General features: G+C 66.2%; 26 protein-coding genes. 17 read left to right on the forward strand and 9 right to left on the reverse strand.

What is annotated here, in order from left to right:
• The first annotated feature begins 64 nt into the window (after nucleotides 1-64).
• Nucleotides 65-1,180, forward strand: a complete 1,116-nt coding sequence (locus ACIGJD_RS19470; protein ID WP_483687558.1) for a sulfite oxidase — start codon at nucleotides 65-67, stop codon at nucleotides 1,178-1,180.
• 31 nt (nucleotides 1,181-1,211) lie between these two features.
• On the opposite strand, the gene ACIGJD_RS19475 is transcribed toward ACIGJD_RS19470, so the two are convergent.
• A complete protein-coding gene (locus ACIGJD_RS19475; protein WP_483687559.1) occupies nucleotides 1,212-1,664 on the reverse strand; it encodes a hypothetical protein in 453 nt (150 codons plus the stop codon).
• 56 nt (nucleotides 1,665-1,720) lie between these two features.
• Between ACIGJD_RS19475 and ACIGJD_RS19480 the strand changes: the two genes are divergently transcribed.
• The 9 genes from ACIGJD_RS19480 (at nucleotide 1,721) to ACIGJD_RS19520 (ending at nucleotide 11,239) form a co-directional block, all read left to right on the forward strand.
• Entirely contained in the window at nucleotides 1,721-2,104 is a 384-nt protein-coding gene (locus ACIGJD_RS19480) for an RNA-binding S4 domain-containing protein (protein WP_483687560.1), read from the forward strand.
• A gap of 488 nt (nucleotides 2,105-2,592) precedes the next feature.
• Nucleotides 2,593-3,840 (forward strand): HNH endonuclease, encoded by a 1,248-nt coding sequence (locus ACIGJD_RS19485; protein ID WP_483687561.1) that lies wholly within the window; start codon nucleotides 2,593-2,595, stop codon nucleotides 3,838-3,840.
• Nucleotides 3,827-4,708: a cytochrome c oxidase assembly protein gene (locus ACIGJD_RS19490; RefSeq protein WP_483687562.1), complete on the forward strand. Its 882-nt coding sequence runs from the start codon at nucleotides 3,827-3,829 to the stop codon at nucleotides 4,706-4,708. Before ACIGJD_RS19485 ends, ACIGJD_RS19490 begins: the two co-directional genes overlap by 14 nt.
• A 103-nt stretch (nucleotides 4,709-4,811) precedes the next feature.
• Nucleotides 4,812-5,429: a uracil-DNA glycosylase family protein gene (locus ACIGJD_RS19495; protein ID WP_142132250.1), complete on the forward strand. Its 618-nt coding sequence runs from the start codon at nucleotides 4,812-4,814 to the stop codon at nucleotides 5,427-5,429.
• Nucleotides 5,430-5,707: 278 nt separating this feature from the next.
• Nucleotides 5,708-6,343: a DedA family protein gene (locus tag ACIGJD_RS19500; protein WP_483687563.1), complete on the forward strand. Its 636-nt coding sequence runs from the start codon at nucleotides 5,708-5,710 to the stop codon at nucleotides 6,341-6,343.
• Between the two features lie 42 nt (nucleotides 6,344-6,385).
• Nucleotides 6,386-7,093, forward strand: a complete 708-nt coding sequence (locus tag ACIGJD_RS19505) for a FadR/GntR family transcriptional regulator (RefSeq protein ID WP_483687564.1) — start codon at nucleotides 6,386-6,388, stop codon at nucleotides 7,091-7,093.
• Between the two features lie 30 nt (nucleotides 7,094-7,123).
• Nucleotides 7,124-8,206 carry an asparaginase gene (locus tag ACIGJD_RS19510; RefSeq protein ID WP_483687565.1) on the forward strand — a complete coding sequence of 361 codons (1,083 nt, stop codon included), beginning with the start codon at nucleotides 7,124-7,126 and terminating at the stop codon, nucleotides 8,204-8,206.
• An 8-nt stretch (nucleotides 8,207-8,214) separates the two neighbouring features.
• The gene (locus ACIGJD_RS19515) at nucleotides 8,215-9,645 is read left to right on the forward strand and encodes an aspartate ammonia-lyase (protein ID WP_483687566.1); all 1,431 of its coding nucleotides are present in this window, start codon (nucleotides 8,215-8,217) and stop codon (nucleotides 9,643-9,645) included.
• 79 nt (nucleotides 9,646-9,724) lie between these two features.
• Nucleotides 9,725-11,239: an amino acid permease gene (locus ACIGJD_RS19520; protein WP_483687567.1), complete on the forward strand. Its 1,515-nt coding sequence runs from the start codon at nucleotides 9,725-9,727 to the stop codon at nucleotides 11,237-11,239.
• An 89-nt stretch (nucleotides 11,240-11,328) separates the two neighbouring features.
• On the opposite strand, the gene ggt is transcribed toward ACIGJD_RS19520, so the two are convergent.
• Complete coding sequence (ggt, locus tag ACIGJD_RS19525) at nucleotides 11,329-13,161, reverse strand: gamma-glutamyltransferase (protein WP_483687568.1); 1,833 nt, start codon at nucleotides 13,159-13,161, stop codon at nucleotides 11,329-11,331.
• An 87-nt stretch (nucleotides 13,162-13,248) separates the two neighbouring features.
• On the opposite strand from ggt, the gene ACIGJD_RS19530 reads away from it, so the two are divergent.
• The 3 genes from ACIGJD_RS19530 to ACIGJD_RS19540 all read left to right on the forward strand — a co-directional run bounded on the left by ACIGJD_RS19530 (nucleotide 13,249) and on the right by ACIGJD_RS19540 (nucleotide 16,234).
• Nucleotides 13,249-14,196: an L-lactate dehydrogenase gene (locus ACIGJD_RS19530; RefSeq protein WP_483687569.1), complete on the forward strand. Its 948-nt coding sequence runs from the start codon at nucleotides 13,249-13,251 to the stop codon at nucleotides 14,194-14,196.
• 107 nt (nucleotides 14,197-14,303) lie between these two features.
• Nucleotides 14,304-15,620 (forward strand): ATP-binding protein, encoded by a 1,317-nt coding sequence (locus ACIGJD_RS19535; protein ID WP_483687570.1) that lies wholly within the window; start codon nucleotides 14,304-14,306, stop codon nucleotides 15,618-15,620.
• 68 nt (nucleotides 15,621-15,688) lie between these two features.
• Nucleotides 15,689-16,234 (forward strand): flavodoxin domain-containing protein, encoded by a 546-nt coding sequence (locus ACIGJD_RS19540; protein WP_483687571.1) that lies wholly within the window; start codon nucleotides 15,689-15,691, stop codon nucleotides 16,232-16,234.
• Here the strand turns inward: ACIGJD_RS19540 and gluQRS are convergent, their stop codons facing one another.
• A complete protein-coding gene (gene gluQRS / locus ACIGJD_RS19545; RefSeq protein WP_483687572.1) occupies nucleotides 16,235-17,116 on the reverse strand; it encodes a tRNA glutamyl-Q(34) synthetase GluQRS in 882 nt (293 codons plus the stop codon).
• Between the two features lie 317 nt (nucleotides 17,117-17,433).
• On the opposite strand from gluQRS, the gene ACIGJD_RS19550 reads away from it, so the two are divergent.
• On the forward strand, nucleotides 17,434-17,913 hold the full coding sequence (locus ACIGJD_RS19550; RefSeq protein ID WP_483687573.1) for an Lrp/AsnC family transcriptional regulator: 480 nt from the start codon (nucleotides 17,434-17,436) through the stop codon (nucleotides 17,911-17,913).
• Between the two features lie 2 nt (nucleotides 17,914-17,915).
• Here the strand turns inward: ACIGJD_RS19550 and ACIGJD_RS19555 are convergent, their stop codons facing one another.
• Nucleotides 17,916-18,371: an Lrp/AsnC family transcriptional regulator gene (locus tag ACIGJD_RS19555; protein WP_483687574.1), complete on the reverse strand. Its 456-nt coding sequence runs from the start codon at nucleotides 18,369-18,371 to the stop codon at nucleotides 17,916-17,918.
• A 105-nt stretch (nucleotides 18,372-18,476) separates the two neighbouring features.
• Here ACIGJD_RS19555 and ACIGJD_RS19560 point away from each other — a divergent pair, with 105 nt between their 5' ends.
• Complete coding sequence (locus ACIGJD_RS19560; protein ID WP_483687575.1) at nucleotides 18,477-19,118, forward strand: LysE family translocator; 642 nt, start codon at nucleotides 18,477-18,479, stop codon at nucleotides 19,116-19,118.
• A 32-nt stretch (nucleotides 19,119-19,150) separates the two neighbouring features.
• Here ACIGJD_RS19560 and ACIGJD_RS19565 read toward each other — a convergent pair whose 3' ends face one another.
• The gene (locus ACIGJD_RS19565) at nucleotides 19,151-20,128 is read right to left on the reverse strand and encodes a hypothetical protein (RefSeq protein WP_483687576.1); all 978 of its coding nucleotides are present in this window, start codon (nucleotides 20,126-20,128) and stop codon (nucleotides 19,151-19,153) included.
• A gap of 151 nt (nucleotides 20,129-20,279) precedes the next feature.
• On the opposite strand from ACIGJD_RS19565, the gene ACIGJD_RS19570 reads away from it, so the two are divergent.
• Complete coding sequence (locus ACIGJD_RS19570) at nucleotides 20,280-20,510, forward strand: hypothetical protein (RefSeq protein ID WP_331324006.1); 231 nt, start codon at nucleotides 20,280-20,282, stop codon at nucleotides 20,508-20,510.
• Between the two features lie 2 nt (nucleotides 20,511-20,512).
• Here ACIGJD_RS19570 and ACIGJD_RS19575 read toward each other — a convergent pair whose 3' ends face one another.
• From ACIGJD_RS19575 to ACIGJD_RS19590, 4 genes are all read right to left on the reverse strand, one after another.
• Nucleotides 20,513-21,016 carry a DUF456 domain-containing protein gene (locus ACIGJD_RS19575; RefSeq protein ID WP_483687577.1) on the reverse strand — a complete coding sequence of 168 codons (504 nt, stop codon included), beginning with the start codon at nucleotides 21,014-21,016 and terminating at the stop codon, nucleotides 20,513-20,515.
• 107 nt (nucleotides 21,017-21,123) lie between these two features.
• Nucleotides 21,124-22,323, reverse strand: coding sequence for an NAD(P)-dependent malic enzyme (locus ACIGJD_RS19580; protein ID WP_483687578.1), 1,200 nt, complete (start codon nucleotides 22,321-22,323; stop codon nucleotides 21,124-21,126).
• Nucleotides 22,324-22,610: 287 nt separating this feature from the next.
• Nucleotides 22,611-23,219, reverse strand: a complete 609-nt coding sequence (locus tag ACIGJD_RS19585) for a TetR/AcrR family transcriptional regulator (protein ID WP_483687579.1) — start codon at nucleotides 23,217-23,219, stop codon at nucleotides 22,611-22,613.
• A gap of 137 nt (nucleotides 23,220-23,356) precedes the next feature.
• Nucleotides 23,357-24,643 (reverse strand): MFS transporter, encoded by a 1,287-nt coding sequence (locus ACIGJD_RS19590; protein WP_483687580.1) that lies wholly within the window; start codon nucleotides 24,641-24,643, stop codon nucleotides 23,357-23,359.
• 126 nt (nucleotides 24,644-24,769) lie between these two features.
• On the opposite strand from ACIGJD_RS19590, the gene rraA reads away from it, so the two are divergent.
• Nucleotides 24,770-25,264 carry a ribonuclease E activity regulator RraA gene (gene rraA / locus ACIGJD_RS19595; protein ID WP_483687581.1) on the forward strand — a complete coding sequence of 165 codons (495 nt, stop codon included), beginning with the start codon at nucleotides 24,770-24,772 and terminating at the stop codon, nucleotides 25,262-25,264.
• The last annotated feature ends 1 nt before the right edge of the window (nucleotide 25,265 follow it).

Raw genomic sequence — 25,265 nt, forward strand, 5'->3', positions numbered from 1 at the left:
GGGCCAGGCGTAAACCTGTTGGTGCCGGGGGCGTCGTAGGTCCGCCAAGCAGAATCGCACCGCCATGAATTACAGCAACCAGCAGTCAACCAGGCAGGAGCCGGCGCCGGTCCCGTCACCGGCCACACAGCCTGCGTCCGGTCCGCTCACCCGGGAGGAACTGCAGCTCGCCGCCCGGAACCATTCCATGCCGCTGGAGGCGCTCCGCCGCGACGTCACCCCGCCCGGGCTCCACTACGTGCTGACGCACTTCGACATTCCGGACCTCGACGGTTCATCCTGGCATCTGCGGATTGGCGGGGCTGTGGAACGTGCCCTGGAACTGGGCATGGCGGCGCTCCGCAGGGACCCTGCCATCACCGTGCCCGTCACCCTCGAGTGCGCCGGGAACGGCCGTTCGCTTCTGGAGCCGCGGCCCCTCAGCCAGCCGTGGGTCCTGGAAGCGGTGGGCACGGCACACTGGACCGGGGTTCCACTGGCCTACCTCCTGGGCAAGGCGGGCGTGCTTCCGGACGCGGTTGAGGTGGTTTTTGCCGGGGCCGACGCCGGGGTGCAGGGCGGTGTCCCCCAGCGCTACGCACGCAGCCTGCCGATCCGCGAGGCGCTGCGTCCCGACGTCGTCCTTGCCTACCAGATGAACGGCACCGACCTGCCGCCGCAGCATGGCTACCCGCTGCGGCTGGTGGTCCCGGGCTGGTACGGGATGGCCAGCGTGAAGTGGCTGGAGTCCATCGAGGTGGTTAAGACGCCCTTCAGGGGCTTCCAGCAGGAGGTCGCGTACCGCTACCAGGACTCCGCGGACGACGCCGGCACGCCGGTTTCGCGGATCAGGGTGCGTTCGTTGATGGTTCCGCCAGGCGTTCCGGACTTCTTCACCCGGCAACGGTTCCTCCGGGCGGGCCCGGTCATGCTGGAAGGCAGGGCCTGGTCCGGCGAAGGCGCTGTGACCGCCGTGGACGTGGGGATCGACGGCACCTGGTTGCCCGCCCACCTGGACAAGCCAGCGGGCGGCTACGCGTGGCGGAGGTGGACCCTGCCCTGGGTGGCCGACCCCGGCGAGCACGTCCTTTCCTGCCGGGCCACGGACGTCACGGGCGCAAGCCAACCCCTGGAGCAGAACTGGAATTTCCAGGGGATGGGCAACAACGTGGTGCAGCAGGTGACCGTGACTGTGGAGTGAGGCGCGTGTTGCTGCCGGGCACGTCCGGCTTTCACAACATGCGGGCCGGCACCATGATCAACGCGGCCAAGGCCAGGATGGAGAGCCCCACAACCAGTGGCCCCGTCACAAGCATCCATGAGGTTGCCGGGTAACTGCGGTAACCCCTGCCACGCAACGAACTTGTCCAGAGCGCCCCGTAGACGATGCTGGCAATCACGTAGGGAATGCCCAAAGCGGGTAGTGCCAACGCGACCCAGACGAGCGCCTGCAGAAAGGCCGCAGTGCTGTCTTGGTACAGGTCACCAATCGTGGAGGTTCCCATGGTGAGCAGAAGCAACAGGAGTATGGACATAACGACGGCCAAGACCAGCAAAACGATCCGATAAACCCTCGCCCAGCCCGGCAAGGGCGGCTTCAGAAGCGGGTCCTGTTGGGAAAGGACGTAGTCGGGTTGGTGCTGGCTTTGGGGCTCCACGTTGCTCTCTTCCTGGCGGCTGTCCACAGTCTTGCATGAACAGACTTGATGTGATGCCTGCGGGGTTATACTCGGTGCCAATCATGACCAGCCTGCCTTCCTCCCCCGCCAGTGTCCGGATCGATGCCTGGCTGTGGGCCGTGCGCGCCTATAAGACGCGTTCCGCCGCCACCGCAGCCTGCCGCGCCGGGCATGTCCGCCTGAACGGCAGCCCGTCCAAGGCCTCGGCCACCCTGGTCACCGGCGATACCGTCACCGTCCGCATGCCCGGGTACGAGCGCATCCTTGAGGTGCGCCGGCTCATTGCCAAACGCGTGGGAGCGGAGGCGGCGTCGCACTGCTTTACCGACCACACGCCCCCGCGGCCCGTCCTGCCGGCACTTGGGCTGCCGCAGCGGGACCGCGGCGCTGGGCGGCCCACCAAGAAAGACCGTCGCGAGATGGAGCGGCTGCGGGGACCTTCGTAACTGACGTGCTGCCGGCGTCAGGCGCCTATTTTAGGTACGTGCCTGCACGTTTCGAGGTACTGAACGGGCCGGAAGCCAGCGAAATCTTCGGCCTTCAGGCCCTTCCCGGAGAACTGCATAATCCATTGAACAGCAGGTCAGGGACCACCCCCTGCTTGTGCTTTTCCACATAGGGATTTTGGGTGCCTGTCGATGTCACACCCTGGTGGAAGACTTTGGTTATGGAAGCGGCTTTGGGGACGGCAAGAGTACTGGAGGCGGAGCGTCCAGCGTCCTTTGCTGCTGATCTGCCGCAGCCCAGCGTTGCTGTGCCAAGCGATGCTGAGACGCCGAGGGCCTTTTCGTCATTGCCTGCCGTCCCCTCGGCTACTGATGCCCGTCAGCGTCAGTTCCCACCGGCTGCCCCTTCCGTCTCACCGGCCGCCCCTTCAATTGCTGATGTCCTGAGCCTGTTGGACCGTGTTCCTTTGGCTGCCGATCCTGCCGGGATGATCGATCAGATCCGCGGGTTGGAGGACCTGAAGTGCGTGGCGGGTGCCCGCCAGGCCGACACCGCTGTTGCTTTTGATCTTCAGCAGCGGCGGGAGCAGGCAGCCGCCGGGGTCCCGGCCGCTGAGCAGGGTGCCGGGGTGGCGGCGCAGATCGCGCTGGCCAGGCGGGAGTCCCCGGCGAGGGGTTCCCGGTTGCTGGGCCTGGCCAAGGCCCTGACCGGGATGCCCCATACGTTCGCCGCGTTCCGGTCCGGTTTGTTGAATGAGTGGCGGGCCACGCTGGTAGTGAAGGAAACCATCTGCCTCTCCCCGGAGGACCGGACCGGGGCGGATGAGGAACTCGCCGCCGACACCGGCGCCCTGGACGGCATGGGAGACAAAGCCATCACCGCCGCCGTCCGGGCTGCGGCGTACCGGCGGGACCCTGCCTCGGTAGCGCGCCGGGCCGCGCGGGCCGTGGGTGAGCGGTGTGTGAGCCTGCGCCCGGCACCGGACACCATGGCCTACCTCACCGCGCTGCTCCCGGTCGCCCAGGGGGTCGCCGCGTACGCCGCCCTGGCCAAGGACGCGGACAGTGCCCGGTTGGCCGGGGATGCCAGGTCGCGGGGTCAGGTCATGGCCGACACCCTCGTCGAACGCGTCACCGGCACCCCCGGCGGGATCAGCGGAGTGGAGATCCAGCTCGTCATGACCGACCGCACCCTCCTCCAAGCCGACGCCGAACCCGCACGGCTCCCCGGCTACGGCAGCATCCCCGCAGCCTGGGCCAGGGAACTCACCCTCACAGCTGAATCCTCGACAGGCCTGAATCTTTGGATCCGGCGGCTCTACACCGCCCCCGGCACAAATGAGCTGGTGGCGATGGACTCCAAAGCCAGGCTGTTCCCCGCAGGTTTGAAGCGCTTCCTCCAGGTCCGGGACAACACCTGCCGAACCCCGTACTGCGACGCCCCCATCAGGCACGACGACCACATCACCGCCTGGCACAACGCCGGGCCCACCACCGCCGCCAACGGCCAAGGTTTGTGCGAAGCCTGCAACCACACCAAAGAAACACCCGGCTGGACCACACAACCAGTCCCCGGCCCACGCCACACCGTCGCAACCACCACCCCAACCGGCCACACCTACCACTCCACCGCCCCACCACTCCCCGGAGCCCCGGTTCGCGGAACCCCGGTGCACGCCAAGCAGTCAGGCCATTCTCAGGAACGCCACCTATCCTTGGCGCGTGCCACCCCTTGAGATCCTGATGTCCTCCTGGCAACTCGACTGGGCTGCAATTGCCTTCGTCGTTGTTGCCGGCGTCCTATATGGGTGGGGAATACGGTCAACCGCCCGCCGGGGCCAGGGCTGGCCCTTGTGGCGGGCAGTTGCGTTTTACGCCCTGGGCCTGGGCTCGTTCGTTGTCCTGACTTGTGGGTTTACTGGCGTTTACGGCGCGGAGCAGCGGTGGGCGTTCACCATCAAGATATCCATGCTGCTCTTTGTCGTTCCGTTGCTTATCGGGCTGGGCAAGCCTCTCACCCTTGCCCGGGCAGCGTTGCCGGCCAAGGGAATAGACACCCTGAACACTGTCCTGGCGAGCCGGCCTGTCCGGTTCGTCAGCAACTCCTTCGGTGCGCCGCTGCTGGGCCTGGTGCTCTTTTCCACGTTCCTGACTCCCATGTTCTACACACTCCGGACAGATCCCGTGGCCGGCGCACTCCTCACCCTCGGTGTACCGCTGCTTGGCATGCTGATGGCGCTGCCCATCATCGAGGAGTCGGACTTCCAGCGGTCCAGCGCGTACCTGACCCTGGAATTCATGTTCGTCTTCATTGAACTGCTGATCGACGCGATCCCCGGAATCCTGCTCAGCCTGAACGGCCAGGTGCTCGACCACGTAATGTCAGTGCCCAACCCTCAGTGGTGGTTCAGGGATGCGTTCCAGGACCAGCAGTTTGCGGGAAACCTGCTCTGGTTCATCTGCGAAGTTGTGGACCTGCCACTGATCATCCTCATGTTCATCCGCTTCTCACGCAGCGATAAGCGGGAGGCAGGAGTCTTTGATGAGCTGACGGACGAACAGTTGAGCGAGCTGCACCAGCAGCACCTGCGCGGCCCGCACTAGGCTGGCCTGCTTCAAAAAATTCGGTGTGCGCACCACTCCCGGTGAAAGCGTAGAGTGACATAGGACGCCTGATTCTGGACGCCTTGCTGCTAAGGGAGAAATCGTGACGATTGATTGGGACGAAAAAAAGGCCCTGCTACAGGAACCGAATATCGCGAAGGTAACCCAGCTTTGCGACGAATTGATGGAAAAGAAGCCCGGTTCCACCGTCCCCTACATCGACCCTGTGCATGACGAAGATGAGTGCAGGATCATCAGCCTCCAGGCCAGTCCCGGCAAGGGGACCGAGTCCGGATTTGTCTCCCACAACAACGACGACGAAGCGGCCCGCCGCGCAACCCAGATCTACGAGCTCGCTGAACTGGACCCCCGCTACGTCATGCCCTGGAACGCTTACCCCTGGGTCCGCGAGAGCGGCAGCCCCTCGGCCCTTAGTGTCCAGGAGAAGACCGACGGGCTCCGCCCGTTCCGGCAGTTCCTTAAGATCAACTCCCGCGTTTCGGCCATCATCGCGCACGGTACGGATGCATCTACTTTTCTGACCCTGTTCGAGAAGACGTACCACTCCTCGCTGAAGAACAACGGCATCAAAATCTACAAGGCCACTGCCCTTGGCGGCAGGGCCTTTGCTGTTTCTGAGGCTAAGCAGGAAGAGCTCCTGGCCAAGAACGTGGAAACCTACCGGGACGCTATGCAGCGGGCCGGTATCCAGCACCTTTAGCTGGCGCCCCGCAGGATAGGGAAACAGTCACAGGTTTCGTTCAGCCGAACGAGCGCATACTCGTAGGTACCCTGACCGGCTAAAGAACCAGGCTGAACCGTGACGTCCCACACCAACCGCCCACCCCGGGGAGCACTCTCTTCAGAGGCTTCAGCAGCGCGCATGGCTGCACTCTCCAACCGGCACGTTGAGCGGGTCCGGTCAGGCGCTGCTGGCCCGAGTGCCGTTCCTGGCCAAGCCCAGCCCCGTCCCCGCTCCGCAGGCTTAAAGTTGGTTCCATGACGGGCTTTATCGACGGACTCCTGAACGTCAGCCCGATCGTGGCGTACATAGCCGTCTTCTGCCTGGTCTTCGCCGAAGACGCCATATTCGTCGGTTTCGTAATCCCGGGTGAGACGGCGGCCGTCCTTGGCGGCGTAGTGGCCAGCCGCGGTGAGGTGCAACTGGGAAGCATGATGGCCCTGGTGGTGTTAGCCGCCATCATTGGCGACAGCGTGGGCTACGAGGTAGGCAAGCACCTGGGTACCCGTCTGGTAAAAACAAAAGTGCTGGCACGTTACTCTCGCAAGGTGGAGAACGCGCAGGAATTCCTCCGGCGCAAGGGCGGATCCGCCGTGTTCCTGGGCCGCTTCACCGCCTTCCTGCGCGCCCTCATGCCTGCCCTGGCCGGAACGTCGCGGATGCCCTACGGCCGGTTCCTTGCATACAACGCTGCCGGAGGCATCGTTTGGGGCATCGGCTTCGTGTTGCTGGGCTTCCTCGCCGGCAATTCCTACGAGGCCGTAGCCCAGGCAGTGGGCCGGGACCTCGCCGTCGTCATCGCAGCAGTTGCCGTGGCGGCGCTCGCCGCCTGGCACCTTCGCTCACGACGGCGGCAGCAGCGGCGGCGCGCCGCAGGCCAGCGGCAGGACTAAGGAGGGTTTGACACCCTTTGTGACCAGTGCCATATTTAAAGCGTGAACCTGTCAGACAGCCGGACAGCAGGACAGCCTGTAGTCCGCCCTCTTGCCCGGCTGAGCGCTGCCGAGGCGGTGTTCAACACCATCAGGGAGGATATCGAGTCCGGCGTCATCCCGGTGGGGAGCAAGCTGAGCTCGGAGGCCACCCTCTCGCAGCAGTACGGAGTCAGCCGCTCGGTGATCCGGGAAGCCCTCCGCTCCTGCACCGCCCTGGGGCTGACCGTCACCAGGACCGGCAAGGGCACGTTCGTGGTCGCCAGCAAGGTGGCCAACGACCTCACCCTGGGGCAATACTCGGCCCGGGACCTCACGGAAGCGCGCCCGCACATTGAAATCCCGGCCGCCGGACTGGCGGCTGAACGACGCACTGCGGAGGAACTGGAAATCCTCCGCGGGATTGTTGCCGCCATGGCCGTGGAGACCGATCCCGAGTCCTGGGTGGCTCTCGACTCCAGCTTCCATGCCACCATTGCCCGCGCCAGCGGCAACAAAGTGTTCGCGAGCGTCGTGGCCGACATCCGGGACGCACTGGCACACCAGTCCGAGACACTGAACATGGTGGCGGACCGCCAGCACGCCTCCGACATTGAGCACCAGCAGATCCTTGCCGCCATCGAGTCCGGCTCCGCGGAAAAGGCCCGCGCCGCCATGGCCCACCATCTGGAAGCCGTGGGCGTGGCCCTGGACTCCATCCTCAATAACTAGCCAGATTCAACCAACCCTTCCTAGGACCCCATGCCATCCCCTGTGTTTTCTGCTGCCCACACCGCTGCCCCGGCCGAGCTGGCCCTGCCGCAGCACACCCCGCTGGTCGCCGCCATCCGCGACGGCCTGGTGGAGAGCGTCCATTACGGCTCCGCCGTTGCCCTTGGCGCTGATGGTTCAGTGGCGGCAACTGCCGGCGATCCTTTGGCACCCTTCTACCCGCGCTCCGCGCTGAAGCCTCTCCAGGCGGTGGCCATGGTCCGCGCCGGACTTGAACTCCCGGCTGACCTCCTGGCCCTGGCCGCTGCAAGCCACTCAGGTGCGGCGGCGCACCGCGACGGCGCCCTGCGCATCCTCGAACTGCACGGGCTGGCCCCCACCGACCTGGAAAACAGCACGGACCTGCCCTACGGCACGGCGGAGCGGGAGGACTGGCTCCGCACCGGCGGCAGCGCCACGCAGATCACCCAGAACTGCTCGGGAAAGCATGCCGCCATGGTGGCCACCTGCAAGATCAACGGCTGGCCCGTACGTGGCTACCTTGACCCATCGCACCCGCTGCAGCAGCTCGTGGCGGCAACGGTCATCGACCTGACTGGTGAGGAGCCCGCCGCTGTAAGCACCGACGGCTGCGGCACCCCCCTGTTCGCCCTGACGCTGGGTGGCATGGCCCGCGCTTTCGGCCGGATCGGCCGGGCGGCCGCGGCCTCCTTGGAAGGAAATAACGACGACGTCAGCCCGGAAGCCGCCGTCGGGCTCGCCATGCAGCAGCACCCGGAGATGGTGGCCGGGGAAGGCCGCGACGTCACCGCGCTGATGCGCCTGGTTCCCGGCGCCGTGGCCAAGGACGGCTTTGAGGGCGTGCAGCTGGTGGGCCTGCCCGACGGCAGCGCCGTGGCCGTCAAGATTTCCGACGGCGGCGACCGCGCCCGGATGCCCGCTACCGGCCGCCTGCTGGAGTCGCTGGGAGTGGATACCGGGCCGCTCGCCGGCATCGCCTCTTCCCCGGTGCTCGGCGGCGGCCACCCTGTGGGCCAGCTCTTGGCAACCGACTTCCTGAACCCTGCTTTCCTGAACACCAACCAGTCCACGCCCGACAACGAAGCCCTGTGAGGACAACCATGACCATCACCGACACCGCGGCGGAAGCCACCTCCGCCCCGACCAGGTCGGAGCACGACCTGCTCGGCGACCGGGACGTCCCGGCCCACGCGTACTGGGGCGTGCACACGCTCCGCGCCGTGGAAAACTTCGCCATCACCGGCCAGAAGCTGTCCTCCAACATGCACCTGGTCCGCGGGCTTGCCGCGGTCAAGCTGGCCGCCGCCCGCACCAACCGTGAGCTCGGCCTGCTGGATGCCGAACGCGCCGACGCCATCGAGCAGGCGTGCCTGGACGTCCTGGCCGGGAAGCTTGCCGACCAGTTCGTAGTTGACGTGGTCCAGGGCGGGGCCGGGACGTCGTCGAACATGAACGCCAATGAGGTCATTGCCAACCGGGCCCTGGAAATCCTGGGCCACCCCAAGGGCGACTACGCGCGGCTGCACCCGAACGACCACGTCAACCTCAGCCAGTCCACCAACGACGTGTACCCCACTGCCGTCAAGCTGGGTACCATCTTCGCCGCCCGGGAACTGCTGGCAGCACTCGAAGAACTCGAGGACGCCTGCTCAGCCAAGGCCGTGGAGTTCCGCACCGTGGTGAAGATGGGCCGCACCCAGCTGCAGGACGCCGTGCCCATGACCCTGGGCCAGGAGTTCGGCAGCTACGCCGTCACTATCGGCGAGGACCGGCTGCGCCTGGCGGAGGCCGAGCTGCTGATCCACGAGATCAACCTCGGCGCCACCGCGATCGGCACCGGCTTGAACGCCCCTGCCGGCTACGCCGCAACCGCCTGCCGGCACCTGGCCGAGATCACTGGACTCCCGCTGGTGACCGCCGTCGACCTCATCGAAGCCACCCAGGACGTAGGCGCCTTTGTGCACCTGTCCGGCGTGCTGAAGCGGGTGGCCGTTAAGCTGTCCAAGATCTGCAACGACCTCCGCCTGCTCTCCTCCGGCCCTCGCGCCGGCTTCGGCGAAATCAACCTGCCCGCCGTGCAGTCCGGGTCCTCCATCATGCCCGGCAAGATCAATCCGGTCATCCCGGAAGTGGTCTCCCAGGTGGCCTACGAGGTGATCGGCAACGACGTCACCATCACCATGGCCGCTGAGGCCGGGCAGCTGCAGCTCAACGCCTTCGAACCAATCATCGTGCACAGCCTCCACAAGAGCATCTCCCACCTCGAGGCAGCCTGCCGCACCCTTACGGCCCGCTGCATCCGGGGAATCACCGCCAACGCCGAGCACCTGCGCCGCACCGTGGAGCAGTCAATCGGCCTGGTGACCGCCTTGAACCCCCACCTCGGCTACGCCACCGCAACCGCCATCGCGCAGGAAGCACTTGCCACCGGCAAGGGTGTAGCGGAACTCGTCCTGGAACACGGCCTCCTCACCGATGCCCAGCTCCAGGAACTCCTCAGCCCCGAACGCCTGGCCAACCTCAGCAAGTAATCCCCACCCGCCCCCTAGCCTCGCAAGCTCGGCCAGGGAACCCGGCGGGCGTGGGCCCACCGTTGTAAGGACATCCCCAATGACAAACACACCCCTTCCAGACCACCTGATTGACGGTGGCCATGCGCATGCCACCGAGACCTCCCTGCACGCCGAGGACAAGGGCTACCACAAGAACCTCAAGCCCCGGCAGATCCAGATGATCGCGATCGGCGGTGCCATCGGTACCGGCCTGTTCCTGGGCGCCGGCGGCCGGCTGAACGCGGCGGGCCCGTCCCTGGTCATCGCCTACGCCGTGTGCGGGTTCTTCGCGTTCCTGATCCTGCGCGCCCTTGGCGAACTGGTCCTGCACCGCCCGTCCTCGGGTTCGTTCGTCTCCTACGCCCGCGAATTCTTCGGCGAAAAGGCAGCGTTCGTCTCCGGCTGGTTCTACTGGATCAACTGGGCCACCACCACCATCGTGGACATCACCGCGGCCGCCCTCTACATGCACTTCTTCGGCAACTACATCCCCTGGATGGCCGACGTCCCCCAGTGGGTCTGGGCACTGACCGCCCTCGTCGTGGTCCTGGCCCTGAACCTGGTCTCCGTGAAGGTCTTCGGCGAAATGGAATTCTGGTTCGCCCTGATCAAGGTCGCCGCCCTGGTCGCCTTCCTCATCATCGGCACCTACTTCGTCATCTTCGGCACCCCCGTGGACGGCCAGCAGGTGGGCATCAGCCTCCTGTCCGACAACGGCGGGATCTTCCCCAACGGCCTGCTGCCCATGATCATCCTTATGCAGGGCGTCCTGTTCGCCTACGCCTCCATCGAACTGGTGGGCACCGCCGCCGGCGAAACCGAGAACCCGGAAAAGATCATGCCCAAGGCCATCAACTCCGTGGTCTTCCGCATCGCCGTGTTCTACGTCGGCTCCGTGATCCTGCTGGCCCTGCTGCTGCCCTTCACCTCATACCAGAAGGGCGTCAGCCCCTTCGTGACGTTCTTCGGCTCCATCGGAGTCCAGGGCGTGGACGTGATCATGAACCTGGTGGTCCTCACCGCCGCCCTGTCCTCGCTGAACGCCGGGCTCTACTCCACCGGCCGGATCCTGCGCTCGATGTCCGTCAACGGCTCGGCCCCCAAGTTCGCCTCGCGCATGAACAAGGCCGGCGTCCCCTACGGCGGCATCGCCATCACCGCCGTGGTCTCCCTGCTGGGTGTTCCGCTGAACTACCTGGTCCCCGCCGAGGCTTTCGAAATCGTGCTGAACATCGCGTCCGTGGGCATCATCATGACCTGGGCCACCATTGTGCTGTGCCAGATCCAGCTCAAGCGCTGGGCGGACAGGGGCTGGGTGGAACGCCCCTCCTTCCGGATGTTCGGCGCCCCGTACACCGGTTACCTCTCCCTGCTCTTCCTGGTGGGCGTCCTGGTCATGGTCTTCATCGACTCACCGTTCACCATGCTCGTGACCGCGATCGCCTCCGTCCTCATGGTCATCGGCTGGTACGCCTGCCGGCACCGCATCCGCGAAATCGCCGAAACCCGCGAAGGCTTCACCGGAATGTCCCCGGTGGTGGCCAACGCGCCGGCTGACACCTTCAAGAAGTAACCGCAACAAAACTTCCAACGGCGGCACCTGGGTTCTGGAAGTCAGGAACCCGGGTGCCGCCGTCGGGGTTTAACGGTGGCTGCTGCGTGTCACTTTGACGGCTTGACCACCATGGCCGATCCGCCGCCGCGCCTGACCGGCTCCGCGGCCGCCAGGACGCGACCGTCCTCAAGGAACTCGATGGCAGTGGCTGCCCCGATCTCCGAGGCGGACGTGAACGAGTCACCCGACGGTGTCAGCTTGTGGCCGAAGCGGGACGTCAGGGCCGGCCCATACTTGTCGATGAAGGCCGGTTCCGCGGTGACACTGGCAGTGTTCCGCTGGGACGCACGCGGTGCCGCTATGGCGTCGGGGGTGCTCATGCCCAGGTCGATGCGGTTGACGATGGTCTGCAGGACCGTGGTGATGATGGTGGAACCGCCCGGGGAGCCCAGGGCCAGGAACGGCTTGCCGTCCTCCAAAAGGATGGTGGGCGACATGGAGGAACGCGGCCGCTTGCCCGGCTCGATCCGGTTGGGGTCCGTGGCGCTGTAGACCGTGGAGAAGTCCGTGAGCTCGTTGTTGAGCAGGAATCCGCGGCCGGGGACAACCATGCCGGAGCCGCCGGTCTGCTCGATGGTCAGAGTGTATTCCACCACGTTGCCCCACTTGTCCGAGACGGTCATGTTGGTGGTGGAGATGTTCTCGGTGTCCTTCTCATCGGCGAGCGCCGCCGGTGCCGCCGGGCAGGTGCCGTCGTAGTTGGCCACGTCGCCGGGCTGGACGGGCTTGGCTGCTGCGTGGTTGGGGTCGAGTTCGCAGGCCCGTTCCTTGCCGAAAATGGGATCGGTCAGCGCCTCGGTGGGCACGTCCACGAAGGCGGGGTCGCCCACATACTTGCCCCGGTCAGCGAACGCCAGGGCGCTGGCCTCAAGGTAGTGGTGCAGCACGGCCGGCTGGTCTGCCTTCAGGCCGGGCAGGTCAAACACATCCAGGATGTTGAGCGACTCCCCAACCGTTGTGCCGCCACTGCTGGAAGGTGCCATGCCATAGACGTCATAGCCGCGGTAGTTCACGTGCGTGGGGTCCTGGTCCACTGCCTCGTAGTTGGCCAGGTCCTCGGCAGTCATGGAACCCACCGGGACCGGGAGGGTGGTGCCCGGGGATTTCGGCGGGCTCTGCACCGTCTTGGCAATCTCCTCGGCGAGCGGTCCAGTGTAGAACGCGCTCATGCCGTCCTTGGCCAGCATGCGATAGGTGGCCGCGAGGTCGTGGTTCTGGAAGACCGAGCCAACCTCGGGCAGCTTGCCATCTTTCAGGTACAGGTCCTTGGTGGAGGTGAACGCCTCGAACCGCCTTTGATTGTCCTGCGTCTGGTTGCGGAAGGTCTCATCCACCACGAAGCCGCGGTCTGCAACCTTGATGGCGGGCTTCAGGGCGTCCTTCAGGCTGAGCGTGCCCCAGCGATCCAGTGCCCGCTCCCACGTGGCCGGCGTGCCGGGGACACCTACCGAGACACCGCTGGTGACAAGCTCAGGGGTGAACGGGTAAGGCTTGCCGGTTGCGGGATCAATAAACGCATCCTGCTTGATCCCGGCCGGCGCCGTTTCCCGCCCGTCAATGGTGCTGACCTTCCCGGACTTCGCGTCGTAATAGACAAAATAGCCGCCACCACCGATCCCGGCACTGTACGGCTCGGTGACGCCAAGGGTGGCTGCCGCGGCAACGGCGGCGTCCACCGCGTTTCCACCCTTGCTGAGGACTTCGATGGCCGCCGCTGACGCATCCGGGTCCACCGTGCTGACGGCGCCGCCGTAGCCGGTGGCCGTGGGGTTCTTGTCGGTCTGCCGGGGATCGGCGGACGCGGGGCTGATGGCCCCGGTGGTGACGCTCATTGCCAGCGCGGCAGTAACAGCTGCGAGCCGGCGTCCGAGATGTGGCATGGTGGCTCCTACGTGGGGTTCGAGTGATGTGGGCCACGCTACTCTTCGGGTAGGACACTCTCAACGACTCCGGATGGGAAGGGCACCATGGCAGGATCCAAACTCGCAGTAGTGGGCGCCGGGAGCGTCGGCACCTCCCTGGCGTACGCCGCGCTGATCCGCGGCTCGGCCAGCAACATCGCGTTGTTCGATGTCAACGCGCCCAAGGCGGAGGCCGAAGCCCTTGACCTGGCGCACGGCAGCCAGTTCGCCGCGGCCTCGGCGACCGTCACCGGAGGCGGGGATATCGCCGTGACGGAAGGCGCCGACGTCGTGGTCATCACTGCAGGTGCCAAGCAGAATCCCGGCCAAAGCCGCCTGGACCTGGCCGGCACCAACGTGCGGATCCTGGAGCAGCTGATGCCGCCGCTGCTTGAGCGCGCACCGGACGCCGTCTACGTCCTGGTGACCAACCCCTGCGACGTGCTGACGGTGGCCGCCCAGCGAATATCCGGGCTGCCGGTGGAACGGATCTTCTCCTCCGGCACCGTGCTGGATACGTCCCGTTTGCGCTGGCTGCTGGCCCGCCGGGCGGGGGTTTCCGTCACCAGCGTCCACGCCAGCATGGTGGGTGAGCACGGCGACACGGAGTTCCCGTTGTGGTCCGGAGCAACCATTGGGCCGGTCCCCATCCGAGATTGGACCGACGGCGGCGAGCGGATCTTCACGCCCGAATACCTTGCCGCCACCGCCAAGGAGGTGGTGCAGGCGGCCTACAAGGTGATTGCCGGCAAGGGTGCCACGAACTATGCCATCGGGCTGTCCGGTGCCCGGATCGTGGAAGCCCTGCTGCGCGACGACAACGCCGTCCTGCCGGTCTCCACCGTGCTGTCGGGTCTCCACGGGGTCTCCGGGGTGGCACTGTCCCTGCCCAGCGTGGTGGGCCGCGGCGGCGTGCACCGCGTCCTGGAAACGCCCATGGACGACGGCGAACTGGCGGCTTTGCGTCACTCCGCGGACGCGTTGCGCACCACCATAGACGCCCTGGGGATCTGAGCCGGCGTCATGCAACGCCGCCGCAACCCTCCGCCGGCGCTGGTTCGCATATGCTCACAGAAGTGCACGCTGAGCAGGCTCAACGACGAACCAAACAGGAGCAACGCATGACCAACTGGCGCATCAGGGATTTCCATTCGGCGGACCTGGACGGGATCCTGCACCTCTGGGAGACGCTCAAGGCCCACAACGTGGAACCTGTTTACGCCCTGTCCGAGGTCCTCGCTTCCTGCGAAAAGGACCATGCGGTGGTGGCGGTACAGGGCGAGCAGGTGGTGGGTGCCGCCGTCGGACGTGCCGCGCACGACCAGGGCTGGATCGTCTTCCTGGCCACCCTGCCCGAATACCGCGGCAGGGGCATCGGCACCTCGCTGCTGGCTGCCGTCGAAAACCGGATGGCCCCGCACGGCCTGAACAAGCTCTCGGCACTGATGCCGGAATCCGAAACCCGGGTGGAGGCCTTCCTGGGCCGCGGCTTCGCGCTCAAGAAGAACCTGCGCTACTTCGAGCGCACCATCCCGGTCCAGCGGCAGGAACTCGGCGCCCTGGGCCAGCTGGGCGGGCGTGTCCTGGCCCGCGACCTGTGGGAAAACGTGGCGGGCATGCGCAAGGAAAAGGAACTGCTGGAGCGGCGCCTGGTGCTGCCGCTCGCCGAGGCGGACCTGGCCGATGAGTTCGGCGTGGTGCCGCCGCGCGCCGTCGTCCTTTTTGGGCCGCCGGGTACAGGCAAGACCACTTTTGCCAAGGCCATCGCATCCCGGCTGGAGTGGCCGTTCGTGGAGGTGTTCCCCTCCCGCCTGGCTGGCGATCCCCAGGGCCTGGCCGGTGCCCTGCGCGAGACGTTCCTGGAGATAGCGGAGCTGGAGCACGCCGTGGTGTTCATCGACGAGGTGGAGGAGATCGCGTCCCAGCGTGCCGGCGATCCGCCGTCGCCGTTGCAGGGCGTCACCAACGAACTGCTGAAGATCATCCCCGCGTTCCGTGAGCAGCCGGGCAGGCTCCTGGTCTGTGCCACCAACTTCATCCGCGCCCTGGACTCGGCCTTCCTGCGGCACGGCCGGTTCGACTATGTCATCCCCATCGGGCTGCCGGACCGGCAGGCGCGGGAGGCGATGTGGCAGCGGTTCATACCAGCGGCCGTGGTGGACGGGGTGGATGTGGAGCTCTTGGTGGAACGCACGGAGGGCTTTTCGCCCGCTGACATCGAGTACGCCGCCCGGAGCGCCTCCCAGCGGGCGCTGGAGAAAGCAGTGTACGACGACGGCGGGTTGGCCTCCGGGGGCGAGGTTTCCGTCCGCGAGGCGGTCCGGAAGGGGCCCTCCACCCAGGACTACCTGGACGCCATTGGCGACACCCGCACCACGGTGAGCCCGGAAGTGCAGGCGGACTTCCTTGAGGACATCGAGGCGCTGGGGAGGGTGTAGCCTTCCGGGTCCTGCGCAGGGACCTTTGCCCCTTTGCCGTTCTTCCCGTGAACGCCAGAGTGGGAGGCATGGCAAAGATCCTGATTCCCTACGGGACCACCGAGGGCCAAACCGCACGGATCGCGGAGTACATCTCCGACGTCCTGCAGGCACACGGCCACGAGGCCGAAACGCTGGACCTCAAACACGCCGACCATGACCTGCCCGAGGGCTACGACGGCGTCATCGTGGGAGCCTCCATTCATGCCGGAAAGCACGAGGGGTTCGTAGCGGATTTTGTCCGCCGGAACCGTGCCGCCCTGGAACACCTGCACGCTGCCCTGTTTTCCGTCAGCCTCTCGGCGCACGCCGATCCGGAAGAGGCACAGAAGTATGTATCGGAGTTCGAGGACGCAACCGGCTGGCATCCCACGAAGGTTGCGCTGTTCGGCGGTGCGCTCTTGTACACCGAGTATGGGTTCCTCAAGCGGATGATGATGAAGAAGATCGTCAGCAGCAAGGGCAGTACGGACACGGACACCGGCCGCGACTATATCTATACGGAGTGGGACGGGGTGCGGCGGTTCGCCGAGGAGTTCGTGGCTTTGATGGAGCGGAAACCCGCACCGGAGTAGTCAGCTCCCGGGCCAGACCCAGGGCTCCTTGGGCAGGCGTGCGGGGTCAAACGCGTCCAGGGCGTGGTTAAGGTTCCCTGCCGGCAACCCCAGCGAAGCCAGCAGCCGGTCCCGCACCTCCTCGACGGGGACTCCGGCTTCTGCAAGGTCCGCGAGCGTCACCGCACCGTCGCGCTTGGCCAGCCTCACGCCGTCGTGGTTTACCACCAACGGCACATGCGCATATTCCGGTACCGGAATACTTAGGAGGGAGGCGAGATAGGCCTGCCGGGGAGTAGAGGGAAGCAGGTCATCGCCGCGGACCACCTGGTCTATGCCCTGCTCGGCATCATCCACCACCACGGCAAGGTTGTACGCCGTCACGCCGTCGTTGCGGCGCAGCACGAAGTCGTCCACGGCCCCCGTGTATTCGCCGCGGAGGACATCCTGCACCGTGTATTCCGTTACGTCCGCCCGCAATCGGATGGCCGCAGGGCGCGTGGACCGCTTGTACGCAAGCTCCGCCGGGTCCAGGTTGCGGCATGTTCCGGGGTATGCGCCCTGGGGCGCGTGCGGGGCCGACGGCGCCTCCTGGATCTCGCGGCGCGTGCAGAAGCACTCGTAGGTCAGGCCCGCTTCCTTTAGCCGGGCGATCGAGTCGGCATACAGGCTTCCCCGAACTGTCTGCCGGACGACGTCGCCGTCCCACGTAACGCCGATGGCGGCCAGGTCGCGCAACTGCACGGCCTCCGCGCCGGTACGGGCGCGGTCCAGGTCCTCCACGCGCAGGAGGAACCTGCGCCCGGTGGAGCGGGCAAAGAGCCAGGCAAGGATGGCAGTCCGCAGGTTGCCCACGTGCAGTTCACCGGAGGGGCTGGGGGCAAAGCGGCCGGCGGAGGTCATGAACCAACCCTAGACGGAACAACACAAGAGCCCCTCAGCTACCGATGACTGCGGAAATCCGACGTCGGTAGCTCAGGGGCTCTTGCCGTGTTTGCAGAGTGAGCATGGTGTGAACAAGCCTCATTCAGCGGCGGCCTCCTTGCGGGAAGCGGTGTCCAGTGTGCCGGGTGGTGTGCCGGGGAACCTGTAGCCTGCGGGGTCCAGCGGTAGCTTTTGCCCTTGTTGCCACTATTCCAGCAGGCCTTCTACAGTTAGGACAACAACCAGGCGCTGGGTTAGTCAATCTGATCAATTCCTGCGGCTGGAGCAGGCAGGGAGTGATCAATTTGCAAGAACTGGACGCCACAGACAAGCGCATCCTGAACGCCCTGGATGAGGACCCGCGCGTCCCCATCATGGTGCTGGCCCAGAAACTGGGCCTGGCACGCGGAACGGTGCAGTCACGAATGGAGCGGATGACGGCGTCGGGTGCGCTGCGGCCCAACAGCAGCCGCGTACTGCCCTCCGCCCTGGGCCGGGGCGTTGCCGCAGCTGTCAGCGCCGAACTGGACCAGAGCCATCTCAACGAGGCCATCGCCGCCCTGCGCAAAATTCCCGAGGTCCTGGAATGCCATGCACCGGCCGGGGACACCGACCTGCTGATCCGGGTGGTGGCCAAGAGCCCTGACGACCTTTACCGCGTCTCCGAGGAAATCCGCCTCTGCCCCGGCATCGTCCGGACCTCCACCAGCATGTTCCTGCGTGAAGTCATCCCGTACCGCACCACCGGACTCCTTCAGGATGAGCCGGAGCGCTGAGGCTACACCGGAGGCCCGGCGTTGGACTTCAGGTTCTTCATCACCAGCGTCGACGTCAGGCGTTCCACCCCGGGCAGGGACGTCAGTTCCGTGTCGTAGAAGCGCTGATAGGAGGGCAGGTCCTCGGCGATGACCTTCAAGAGGTAGTCGGGCGAACCAAAGAGCCGCTGCGCCTCGACGATGTTGGGGTTGTCCGCCACCCGGTTCTCGAAGATCTCCATGGTGGGCCGGTCCACCTGGCGGAGCGTAACGAAGACGATCGCCTCGAAGCCCAGGCCCACGGCAGCGGGGTCGATGTCCGCCTTGTACCCGCGAATCACGCCGGACTGCTCCAGGTCCCGCAGCCGACGGTGGCACGGCGCCACTGTCAGGCCCACCTTTGAAGCCAGCGCCGTTGCAGTCATCCGGCCATCCTCCTGGAGGTGGCGCAAAATATTTCTGTCAATGCTGTCGATCACGCAATAAACATATCGCGGGAGCCGCGGTTCGAGCGAAACAAGGACAGCACTTTTGGCCGGATTCTTCCTATGGTTGCTCCTGAGAGCCCTTCGACAGGAGAACCGATGAATTCCCAGCTGTTCCTGGCCTTTTTGGTGGTGGCGGCAGCGCTTGCCTGCACCCCGGGAGTGGACTGGGCCTACACCATCGCGGCCGGACTCCGGCAGCGCAGCTTCGTTCCTGCGGTAGCCGGGCTTTGCGGCGGCTATGTCCTGCACACCGCGCTCCTGGTGGCAGGGCTCGCCGCAGTGCTGGCCGGGATGCCCGGCGTCCTGGGCTGGATCACCCTGGCGGGTGCCGGCTACCTGCTGTGGCTCGGCGTGGGAACACTCCGGTCCTGGCGCGGTGCCAGCTTCACCGCGCATGCCGACGGCGGTTCCGGCACCCAGCTTCGTACCTTCCTGCAGGGGATGGGCACCAGCGGGATCAACCCCAAGGGCCTGCTCTTCTACGTGGCGCTCATCCCGCAGTTCATCAGCGCCGACGCCTCCCTGCCCGTGCCGGTGCAGTCGGGGCTGCTGGGCATGACGTTCGTGGCGCTGGCAGGCCTGGTTTACACAGTAGTGGCCCTGCTGTCGCGCACCCTGCTGCAGAGCCGGCCGGGGGCAGCGCGGGGCGTGACCCTGGCGAGCGGCATCATCATGGTGGCGCTGGGAGCCGTGCTCCTCGGCGAGCAGGTCATGCCGCTCCTGGCCCGGCGGGCTTAGCTCCCGGTTATGCCTGGTTCACAGCGGAGTTCCTAGTCCCCGCTGAGTTCCTTCCAGTCCTGCTCCCAGATCCGCCGCATCTCCTCGTCCTTGCGGATGGGTACCGGCGCCTCAAGCTCCCGCTGGGGTTCCGGGTCCGCGCGCCGGCGTCCCCAGTCACGTGGGTTCAGGGACCGGCGGCTCGATTCCAGCACCAGCAGCGCACGGTCCGTCAGAGCGTCGTTCCGGAGGGCCAGGTGCGTCTTGCGGCGGCGAAGAACCTCGGCGATCGCCTGGTGCGCAGCATCGAACCGGCCCTCCCGGCGCAGGGCCCGGGCGCGGACCAGCAGCAGTGCGGCCGATAGGTCGTCCGCGTTCAGCAGTCCTTCGGTCCAATCGATGACAGTTCGGCTCCTGCCCAGGGCGAGGGCCAGCGAGCAGCGTGCCAAGGCCATAGGGAGCGACGGCGGCAGCCCGTTGAGAGCGTCGAGCGCAGCTTCAGTGCGGCCCGTCTCGCGCAACGAATGGGCCAGGGCCAGGAACACCGATTCCTCGCTGAACAGGACGGGAATCTCCACCCGCTCGGCGAGTTCGATCCTGGTGACGATGCGGGTGAGGTAGGTGGAGGAGTAACGGTTCGCTTCGTCGTCGTTCCTGGTGGTGAGTCCGCGCTGGAGGAGCTCGGAGGCGCGCAGGTAACCGCCGTGCTTGTACACCAGCAATCCCGCCATCAGGTAGCAGAGCCCGGCCCAACCCGGGTAGGCACGCGCCAGGGTGATCAGGCGCTCCGGTTCCCGGCTGGTGAAGACAGCTTCATGGATCGCCTTGGCCGGCTTGGGCAGCAGCCGCTTGAGCCGCGGCACCTCACCGTCAATGGACAGCAGGGCTGGATTGCGTCCCCCAAAAACTCCGGTGAGCAGGCCGCCTACTCCCCCGGCGAGGTCATGGACCGGAGTGCGAAGTTGGGCATGCCCGAACGGAGTGAGGTCACGGCTGTCCCAGTAGATCGGTGCAGTATCCCCGGAGCTCATCCTTCCATGCTAGCCGCGGGGACCTTTCGGCTGGCGCGGCCCCCAAAGCCCGGACGCCGGGGACGTTGCCCAGTGCCGGGGCCTTGTCCCACGCCGAATTTTCCGGAATGGTAGTAAGCACCCTTAGTAATCATCCAGCAAGGAGAGTGCCATGCAGATCGACAAGAACCAGATCCTCGAACTCCTGCGGTCCCAGGGCGAGCAGGACAAGGCCTCACAGGCGGAGTCGGAACTGCCGGACCAGGTGGACACCGAGCAGCACGCCGGCCTGCTGTCCAAATTGGGCATCAATCCGGCCGACCTGCTGTCGAAGCTCCCCGGCGGCCTGGGGGACAAACTTCCGGGCGGCCTGGGCGACAAGCTCGGCGGACTGGGACTCTAGACTCAGCCGTTGGCGGCGGCGATCCATACTCCGATGACCCAGGTGCTGGCGGCCAGGCAGGCGAGCCCGAATTCGGCAAGCATGCCAAGGCCGGTGGCCTTGAGCGCCGCCCAACTGGATCTCGCCGCCGTAGAGAAGTTGCGGGTCCGGAGGAACTCGCTGAGCAGAAGGCCCGCGGCGAAGCCCACGAAGAGCCCCACAACAGGGATGATGAACATCCCCACCACGGCCGCTACCAGGGCCACCACCACGCTGCGGCTGGGGATGGCGTGCTGCTTCAGCTTCCTCCCCGTGAGGACAGCCCCGGCAGTCATTCCCGCGGCGACGAAGATCATGGCCACCGCGAAGACCACCCATCCGGTAGTCCCGGCGCCGCCCCAGATGGCCCAGGCCAACAGGCTTACGCCAATCAGGACACTTCCGGGCAGGACGGGGATGATGGTGCCCGCCACCCCCACCAGGATCGCCAGGCCGCACAGGATGGTCACCACGGTCTCGGAGGTCATGGTCCCCAGTCTAGGGGCCGCCCAACGCCCAGCTTCCTGAACCACGACGGCGGTGCCTCCTTTCGCGAAGGAGGCACCGCCGTCGTGGTTTCCTGCAGGAAGAAGCCTTACTCGGCTTCCACCGCCGCGGCGACGGCCGCGGTGACGGCCGGGGCAACACGCGGGTCCAGCGGGCTGGGCACGATGTAGTCAGCCGAAAGGTCCTCGGCAGCGAGCTCGGCGATGGCGCGGGCCGCCGCAAGCTTCATGGCGGGCGTGATGCGGCGGGCGCCGGCATCCAGGGCGCCGCGGAAGATGCCGGGGAATGCCAGGACGTTGTTGATCTGGTTGGGAAAATCGCTGCGGCCGGTGGCCACGACGGCGGCGTACTTCACGGCTACCTCGGGCAGGACCTCGGGGTCCGGGTTGGACAGTGCGAAAACAATGGCGTCCTGGTTCATCGTGGCCAGGTGTGCCTCGTCCAGTTTGGAGGAGGAGACGCCGATGAAGACGTCGGCTCCGGCCAGCGCCTCGGCGGGACCGCCGGTGATCCCACGGGGGTTGCTGCGGCCGGCGATGTCTGCCTTCTTGCTCGTGGAATCTGCTGCGAGGTCCGGGCGGCTGCTGTTGATGACACCGCGCGAGTCCAGCAGGACAACATCGCTGATGCCGGCGGCCAGCAGGATTTCGGCGACCGCAATACCCGCTGCGCCTGCACCGGACACCACCACCTTCAGCCCTTCCAGGCCACGGCCGGTCACCTTGGCAGCGTTGGTCAGGGCGGCGAGGGCCACGACGGCGGTTCCGTGCTGGTCGTCGTGCATGACCGGGCAGTCCAGGGCCTCGATCAGCTTTTCCTCGAGCTCGAAGCAGCGCGGGGCGGAGATGTCCTCGAGGTTGACGGCACCGAAGCTGGGGCGCAGGCGGACCAGGGTCTCCACAATCTCGTCCACGTTGGTGGTGTTGAGGACCAGCGGGATGGAGTCCAGGTCTCCAAAAGTCTTGAACAGGGCGGACTTGCCCTCCATGACGGGCAGCGAGGCGCTGGCGCCGATGTTTCCCAGGCCCAGGACGGCGGTGCCGTCGCTGACCACGACCACCAGGCGCTCGGCCCAGGTGAGCGTGCGGGCCAGTTCGGGCTTGGCGTGGATGGCGCGGCTGACTTCGGCAACACCCGGGGTGTAGGCGATGGACAGGTCACGCTTGTTGGACAGCGGGGCCGTGGTGCTTATGGACAGCTTGCCGCCCTGGTGGGCTTCGAAGATCTCGTCCTCGGTCAGCGGGGCGGTTGCGGAATCATCAATGGCAGTGATTGCGTCAATGGACACGTCGTTGTCTCCTGGTGCTCGCCGTGGGCGCACGGCACGTGGGGCCTGGAGCCCGGCCGGGCCCAAGCAGGGAAAGTAGTGCGACAGGAAACCCAGGGGTGGCGGGTCCGCGGGAACGCCGGGGATGTTCCGCCCTGCCGCTCCTGTGCCTCCATGGTAGGCAGGCACGTAACCCCGCTTTGGTGCCTCTTGACAGCGCGGCAGCAGGAAAAATCGTTTAGGCAGGCATTTTTATGATCCAGGTCACGGCATTATGGCCGATTTAAATCGCTTTTGGTCTAGACCAGTTACGCGGATTTCGTCACTGTGAACCCAGAGTCCGCCTCCGGAGACAGCCTGCCGCACGCCTTTTTGAGGTCCTCCTCGGCTTCGAAGAGGGAAAGCCGGCGGTTCCGCACGGACTGGACCAGACCAGTGACAGTCAGCAGGAGGACCCTGGCTCCCACGGCGTCACCGCACGCAGCGGTGACGAGCTTTTCGCTGAGCGCGTCGATCTCCCGCAGGAGGTCTGTGGTGTCCTTCCCCGGGAGGTACACGCCCCGGCTAAGGCACTGCTCCACCGCGGGCTGCATGACGCGCATGTGGAAGATCTCCATCAGCAGGCCGGAGAGTGCACGCCCGCGGAAGCGCGGGGAGGAGCTTCGGGTCCCTGCCTGCAGCTCATCCAGCTGCTGCCGGTACAGCGCCAGCATCAGGTGCGTTGGCGAGGGAAAGTAGCGGTAAAGAGTGCCCAGCGGTACGTCTGCTTTTTCTGCCACCTGGGCGAGTTCCACGGCGTCGAGTCCTGTGCGGGCAAACCCTGCAGCCGTATCGAGGATCCGTGCGTAGCGGAGGCGCTGGCGTGGAGCGGAAGGCCGGGCGGCCATGGGCGGATGGTCTGAAAAAGTCTCGGGCATCAGCATTCCGGGGTTGTGTTTTAGCGACTGCGGCCAGGAGCGCCCCCACTTCCGTACCGCCCTGCAGCCGGTTCAACTATACGGCACAGATCCGTGCCCTAATTCGTCAGCCAGCCTTACTATCGGTACTCCCGGGGTCAGTTGACGCCCTTGATTTTCACCACGAAGACGGCGCCCAGCAGCCCAATAACGGCCGCCGTGAGGAACAGCGTCCGGTAGCCGCCCCCATAGGTCACGGCCAGCAGCGCCAGCGCCGGTGCGACCACCTGCGGCAGGGAATTGGCCACGTTGATCACCCCCATGTCCTTCCCGCGGCTGACGGCGAAGGGCAGGACCTGCGTGAGCAAAGCGAAGTCCACGGCCAGGTACGCGCCGAAGCCGATGCCCAGCACGGCAGCGCCGGCCAAGGCGCCGGGCCACACGGGGAAGAACGCCATGATGGCACCGGCCATGGCAATAGTGGCAGAGGAACCGATAACGAAGGGCTTTCGCCTTCCCATCCGGTCGCTCCACGGCCCCGCCAGCACTGCCGTGATCATCACCATCACGGCATAGATCCCCGTCAGGACGAGCACACCGGCCGCCGGATCCTCGTGGCCGATCACATCCCGCAGGAAAAAGAGCAGGTAGACAATGGTCAGCTGGTTGCCCACGTTCACCAGGAACCGCGTCAGCCATGCCCACGCGAAGTCCGGGTAGCGCCGGGGGCTGATCCAGAAGCCGCGGAAAAACGCGCCAAGCCTTAACGGCCCGGCGACGTCCCCCGGCAGTGCGGGGTCGTTCCGGTGGAACAGGTACGGCAGCACGGACAAAAGCAGCGCCCCGGCGCACAGCCAGTAGCCCACCATGAAGTTGCCGGATACCACGGCACCGAAGACGGCCCCGGTGAGGATTCCCAGTGTCTGGCCCATGGCCGCGAGCCCGCCCACTCCCCCGCGCTGGACCACCGGCACCCGGTCCGGCACTGCGGCGGTGATGGCAGCGTAGGCGGCGTTCGCGCCGAGCTGCACCAGGCACCAGAACAGCACCATCAGCGCCACCGCGCCGGAGAAGGACATGGCCAGCAGCGCAGCGGTGGCCAGCACGGCTCCGGCCAGCACCCACGGCGAGCGCCGGCCAAAACGGGAAGTGGTCCGGTCCGAGAGCGCGCCGAAGAGCGGATTGGCCACCAGGGAGACCGCCGCACCACAGGCCGTGACCAGCGAAAGGATGGCCTCCTTGCCGGGCGCGTCGATGGTGATTGCCTGCTGGCCGATGAACACGTTGATGGGGCCGAAGAACGCGGCGTTGATGCCTACGTTGACCAGCACCAGGCCGGTGACCCAGCGGGCGGTGACCTTGTGCACCGGTTCGGCGAGCGCCGCCGTCGTACTGACACCTTCGGACGTGCCCTCCGGCGGCACGGGCGTGTGGAACGGACTCATTGGCTTGGCTCCCCCTGGTGCGGCCGGTTGGCGGTGGGATCAGACTATCGTGGGCGGTAGCCGGCCGCCCGGGTATGTGGCGGCCCATCGCCCAACGAACAAATTGCCAGGAAAAAGGAGAACCAGATGAGCGCACCCACCCCGGCAGAAGGCACAGCAGTAAACACGGCAGACCTTTACGACGAGCGCGGCGACGAACTGGCGTCCGTCTCCCTGCAGTTCCAGTCCCTGGGCGGCCGCTCGCACTTCAGCGGCCCGGTCCGGACCATCCGCTGTTTCCAGGACAACGCCCTGGTGAAGTCGACACTCAATTCTCCGGGGAACGGGGCGGTGCTGGTGGTGGACGGCGGCGGCTCGCTGGGCACGGCGCTGATGGGGGACATGATCGCCGAAAGCGCGGTGGCGAACGGCTGGGCCGGCGTCGTCATCAATGGGGCCATCCGGGACCGGGTGGCGATCGGGGAGCTGGACCTGGGCGTCAAGGCGCTGGGCAGCAACCCAAGGAAGAGCCTGAAGGCCGGTGCCGGCGAAGTGGACGTGGACGTAGTGATCGACGGCGTGACCTTCCGTCCCGGAGCCACCGTCTGGTGCGACCCGGACGGCATCCTCGTGGAGCCGTAAA

The organism is Arthrobacter sp. E1SS-5, assembly GCF_057073715.1.

What these genes read in the sequence shown, in the direction of transcription:
- ACIGJD_RS19515 (WP_483687566.1), top strand. Translation starts at nt 8,215, where the DNA reads ATGACCATCACCGACACCGCGGCGGAAGCCACCTCCGCCCCGACCAGG.
- ACIGJD_RS19485 (WP_483687561.1), top strand. Translation starts at nt 2,593, where the DNA reads ATGATCGATCAGATCCGCGGGTTGGAGGACCTGAAGTGCGTGGCGGGT.
- ACIGJD_RS19535 (WP_483687570.1), top strand. Translation starts at nt 14,304, where the DNA reads ATGACCAACTGGCGCATCAGGGATTTCCATTCGGCGGACCTGGACGGG.
- ACIGJD_RS19565 (WP_483687576.1), bottom strand. Translation starts at nt 20,128, where the DNA reads ATGAGCTCCGGGGATACTGCACCGATCTACTGGGACAGCCGTGACCTC.
- ACIGJD_RS19470 (WP_483687558.1), top strand. Translation starts at nt 65, where the DNA reads ATGAATTACAGCAACCAGCAGTCAACCAGGCAGGAGCCGGCGCCGGTC.
- ACIGJD_RS19500 (WP_483687563.1), top strand. Translation starts at nt 5,708, where the DNA reads ATGACGGGCTTTATCGACGGACTCCTGAACGTCAGCCCGATCGTGGCG.
- ACIGJD_RS19480 (WP_483687560.1), top strand. Translation starts at nt 1,721, where the DNA reads ATGACCAGCCTGCCTTCCTCCCCCGCCAGTGTCCGGATCGATGCCTGG.
- rraA (WP_483687581.1), top strand. Translation starts at nt 24,770, where the DNA reads ATGAGCGCACCCACCCCGGCAGAAGGCACAGCAGTAAACACGGCAGAC.
- ACIGJD_RS19560 (WP_483687575.1), top strand. Translation starts at nt 18,477, where the DNA reads ATGAATTCCCAGCTGTTCCTGGCCTTTTTGGTGGTGGCGGCAGCGCTT.
- ACIGJD_RS19510 (WP_483687565.1), top strand. Translation starts at nt 7,124, where the DNA reads ATGCCATCCCCTGTGTTTTCTGCTGCCCACACCGCTGCCCCGGCCGAG.
- ACIGJD_RS19590 (WP_483687580.1), bottom strand. Translation starts at nt 24,643, where the DNA reads ATGAGTCCGTTCCACACGCCCGTGCCGCCGGAGGGCACGTCCGAAGGT.
- ACIGJD_RS19570 (WP_331324006.1), top strand. Translation starts at nt 20,280, where the DNA reads ATGCAGATCGACAAGAACCAGATCCTCGAACTCCTGCGGTCCCAGGGC.
- ACIGJD_RS19585 (WP_483687579.1), bottom strand. Translation starts at nt 23,219, where the DNA reads ATGCCCGAGACTTTTTCAGACCATCCGCCCATGGCCGCCCGGCCTTCC.
- ACIGJD_RS19520 (WP_483687567.1), top strand. Translation starts at nt 9,725, where the DNA reads ATGACAAACACACCCCTTCCAGACCACCTGATTGACGGTGGCCATGCG.
- ggt (WP_483687568.1), bottom strand. Translation starts at nt 13,161, where the DNA reads ATGCCACATCTCGGACGCCGGCTCGCAGCTGTTACTGCCGCGCTGGCA.
- gluQRS (WP_483687572.1), bottom strand. Translation starts at nt 17,116, where the DNA reads ATGACCTCCGCCGGCCGCTTTGCCCCCAGCCCCTCCGGTGAACTGCAC.
- ACIGJD_RS19530 (WP_483687569.1), top strand. Translation starts at nt 13,249, where the DNA reads ATGGCAGGATCCAAACTCGCAGTAGTGGGCGCCGGGAGCGTCGGCACC.
- ACIGJD_RS19540 (WP_483687571.1), top strand. Translation starts at nt 15,689, where the DNA reads ATGGCAAAGATCCTGATTCCCTACGGGACCACCGAGGGCCAAACCGCA.
- ACIGJD_RS19575 (WP_483687577.1), bottom strand. Translation starts at nt 21,016, where the DNA reads ATGACCTCCGAGACCGTGGTGACCATCCTGTGCGGCCTGGCGATCCTG.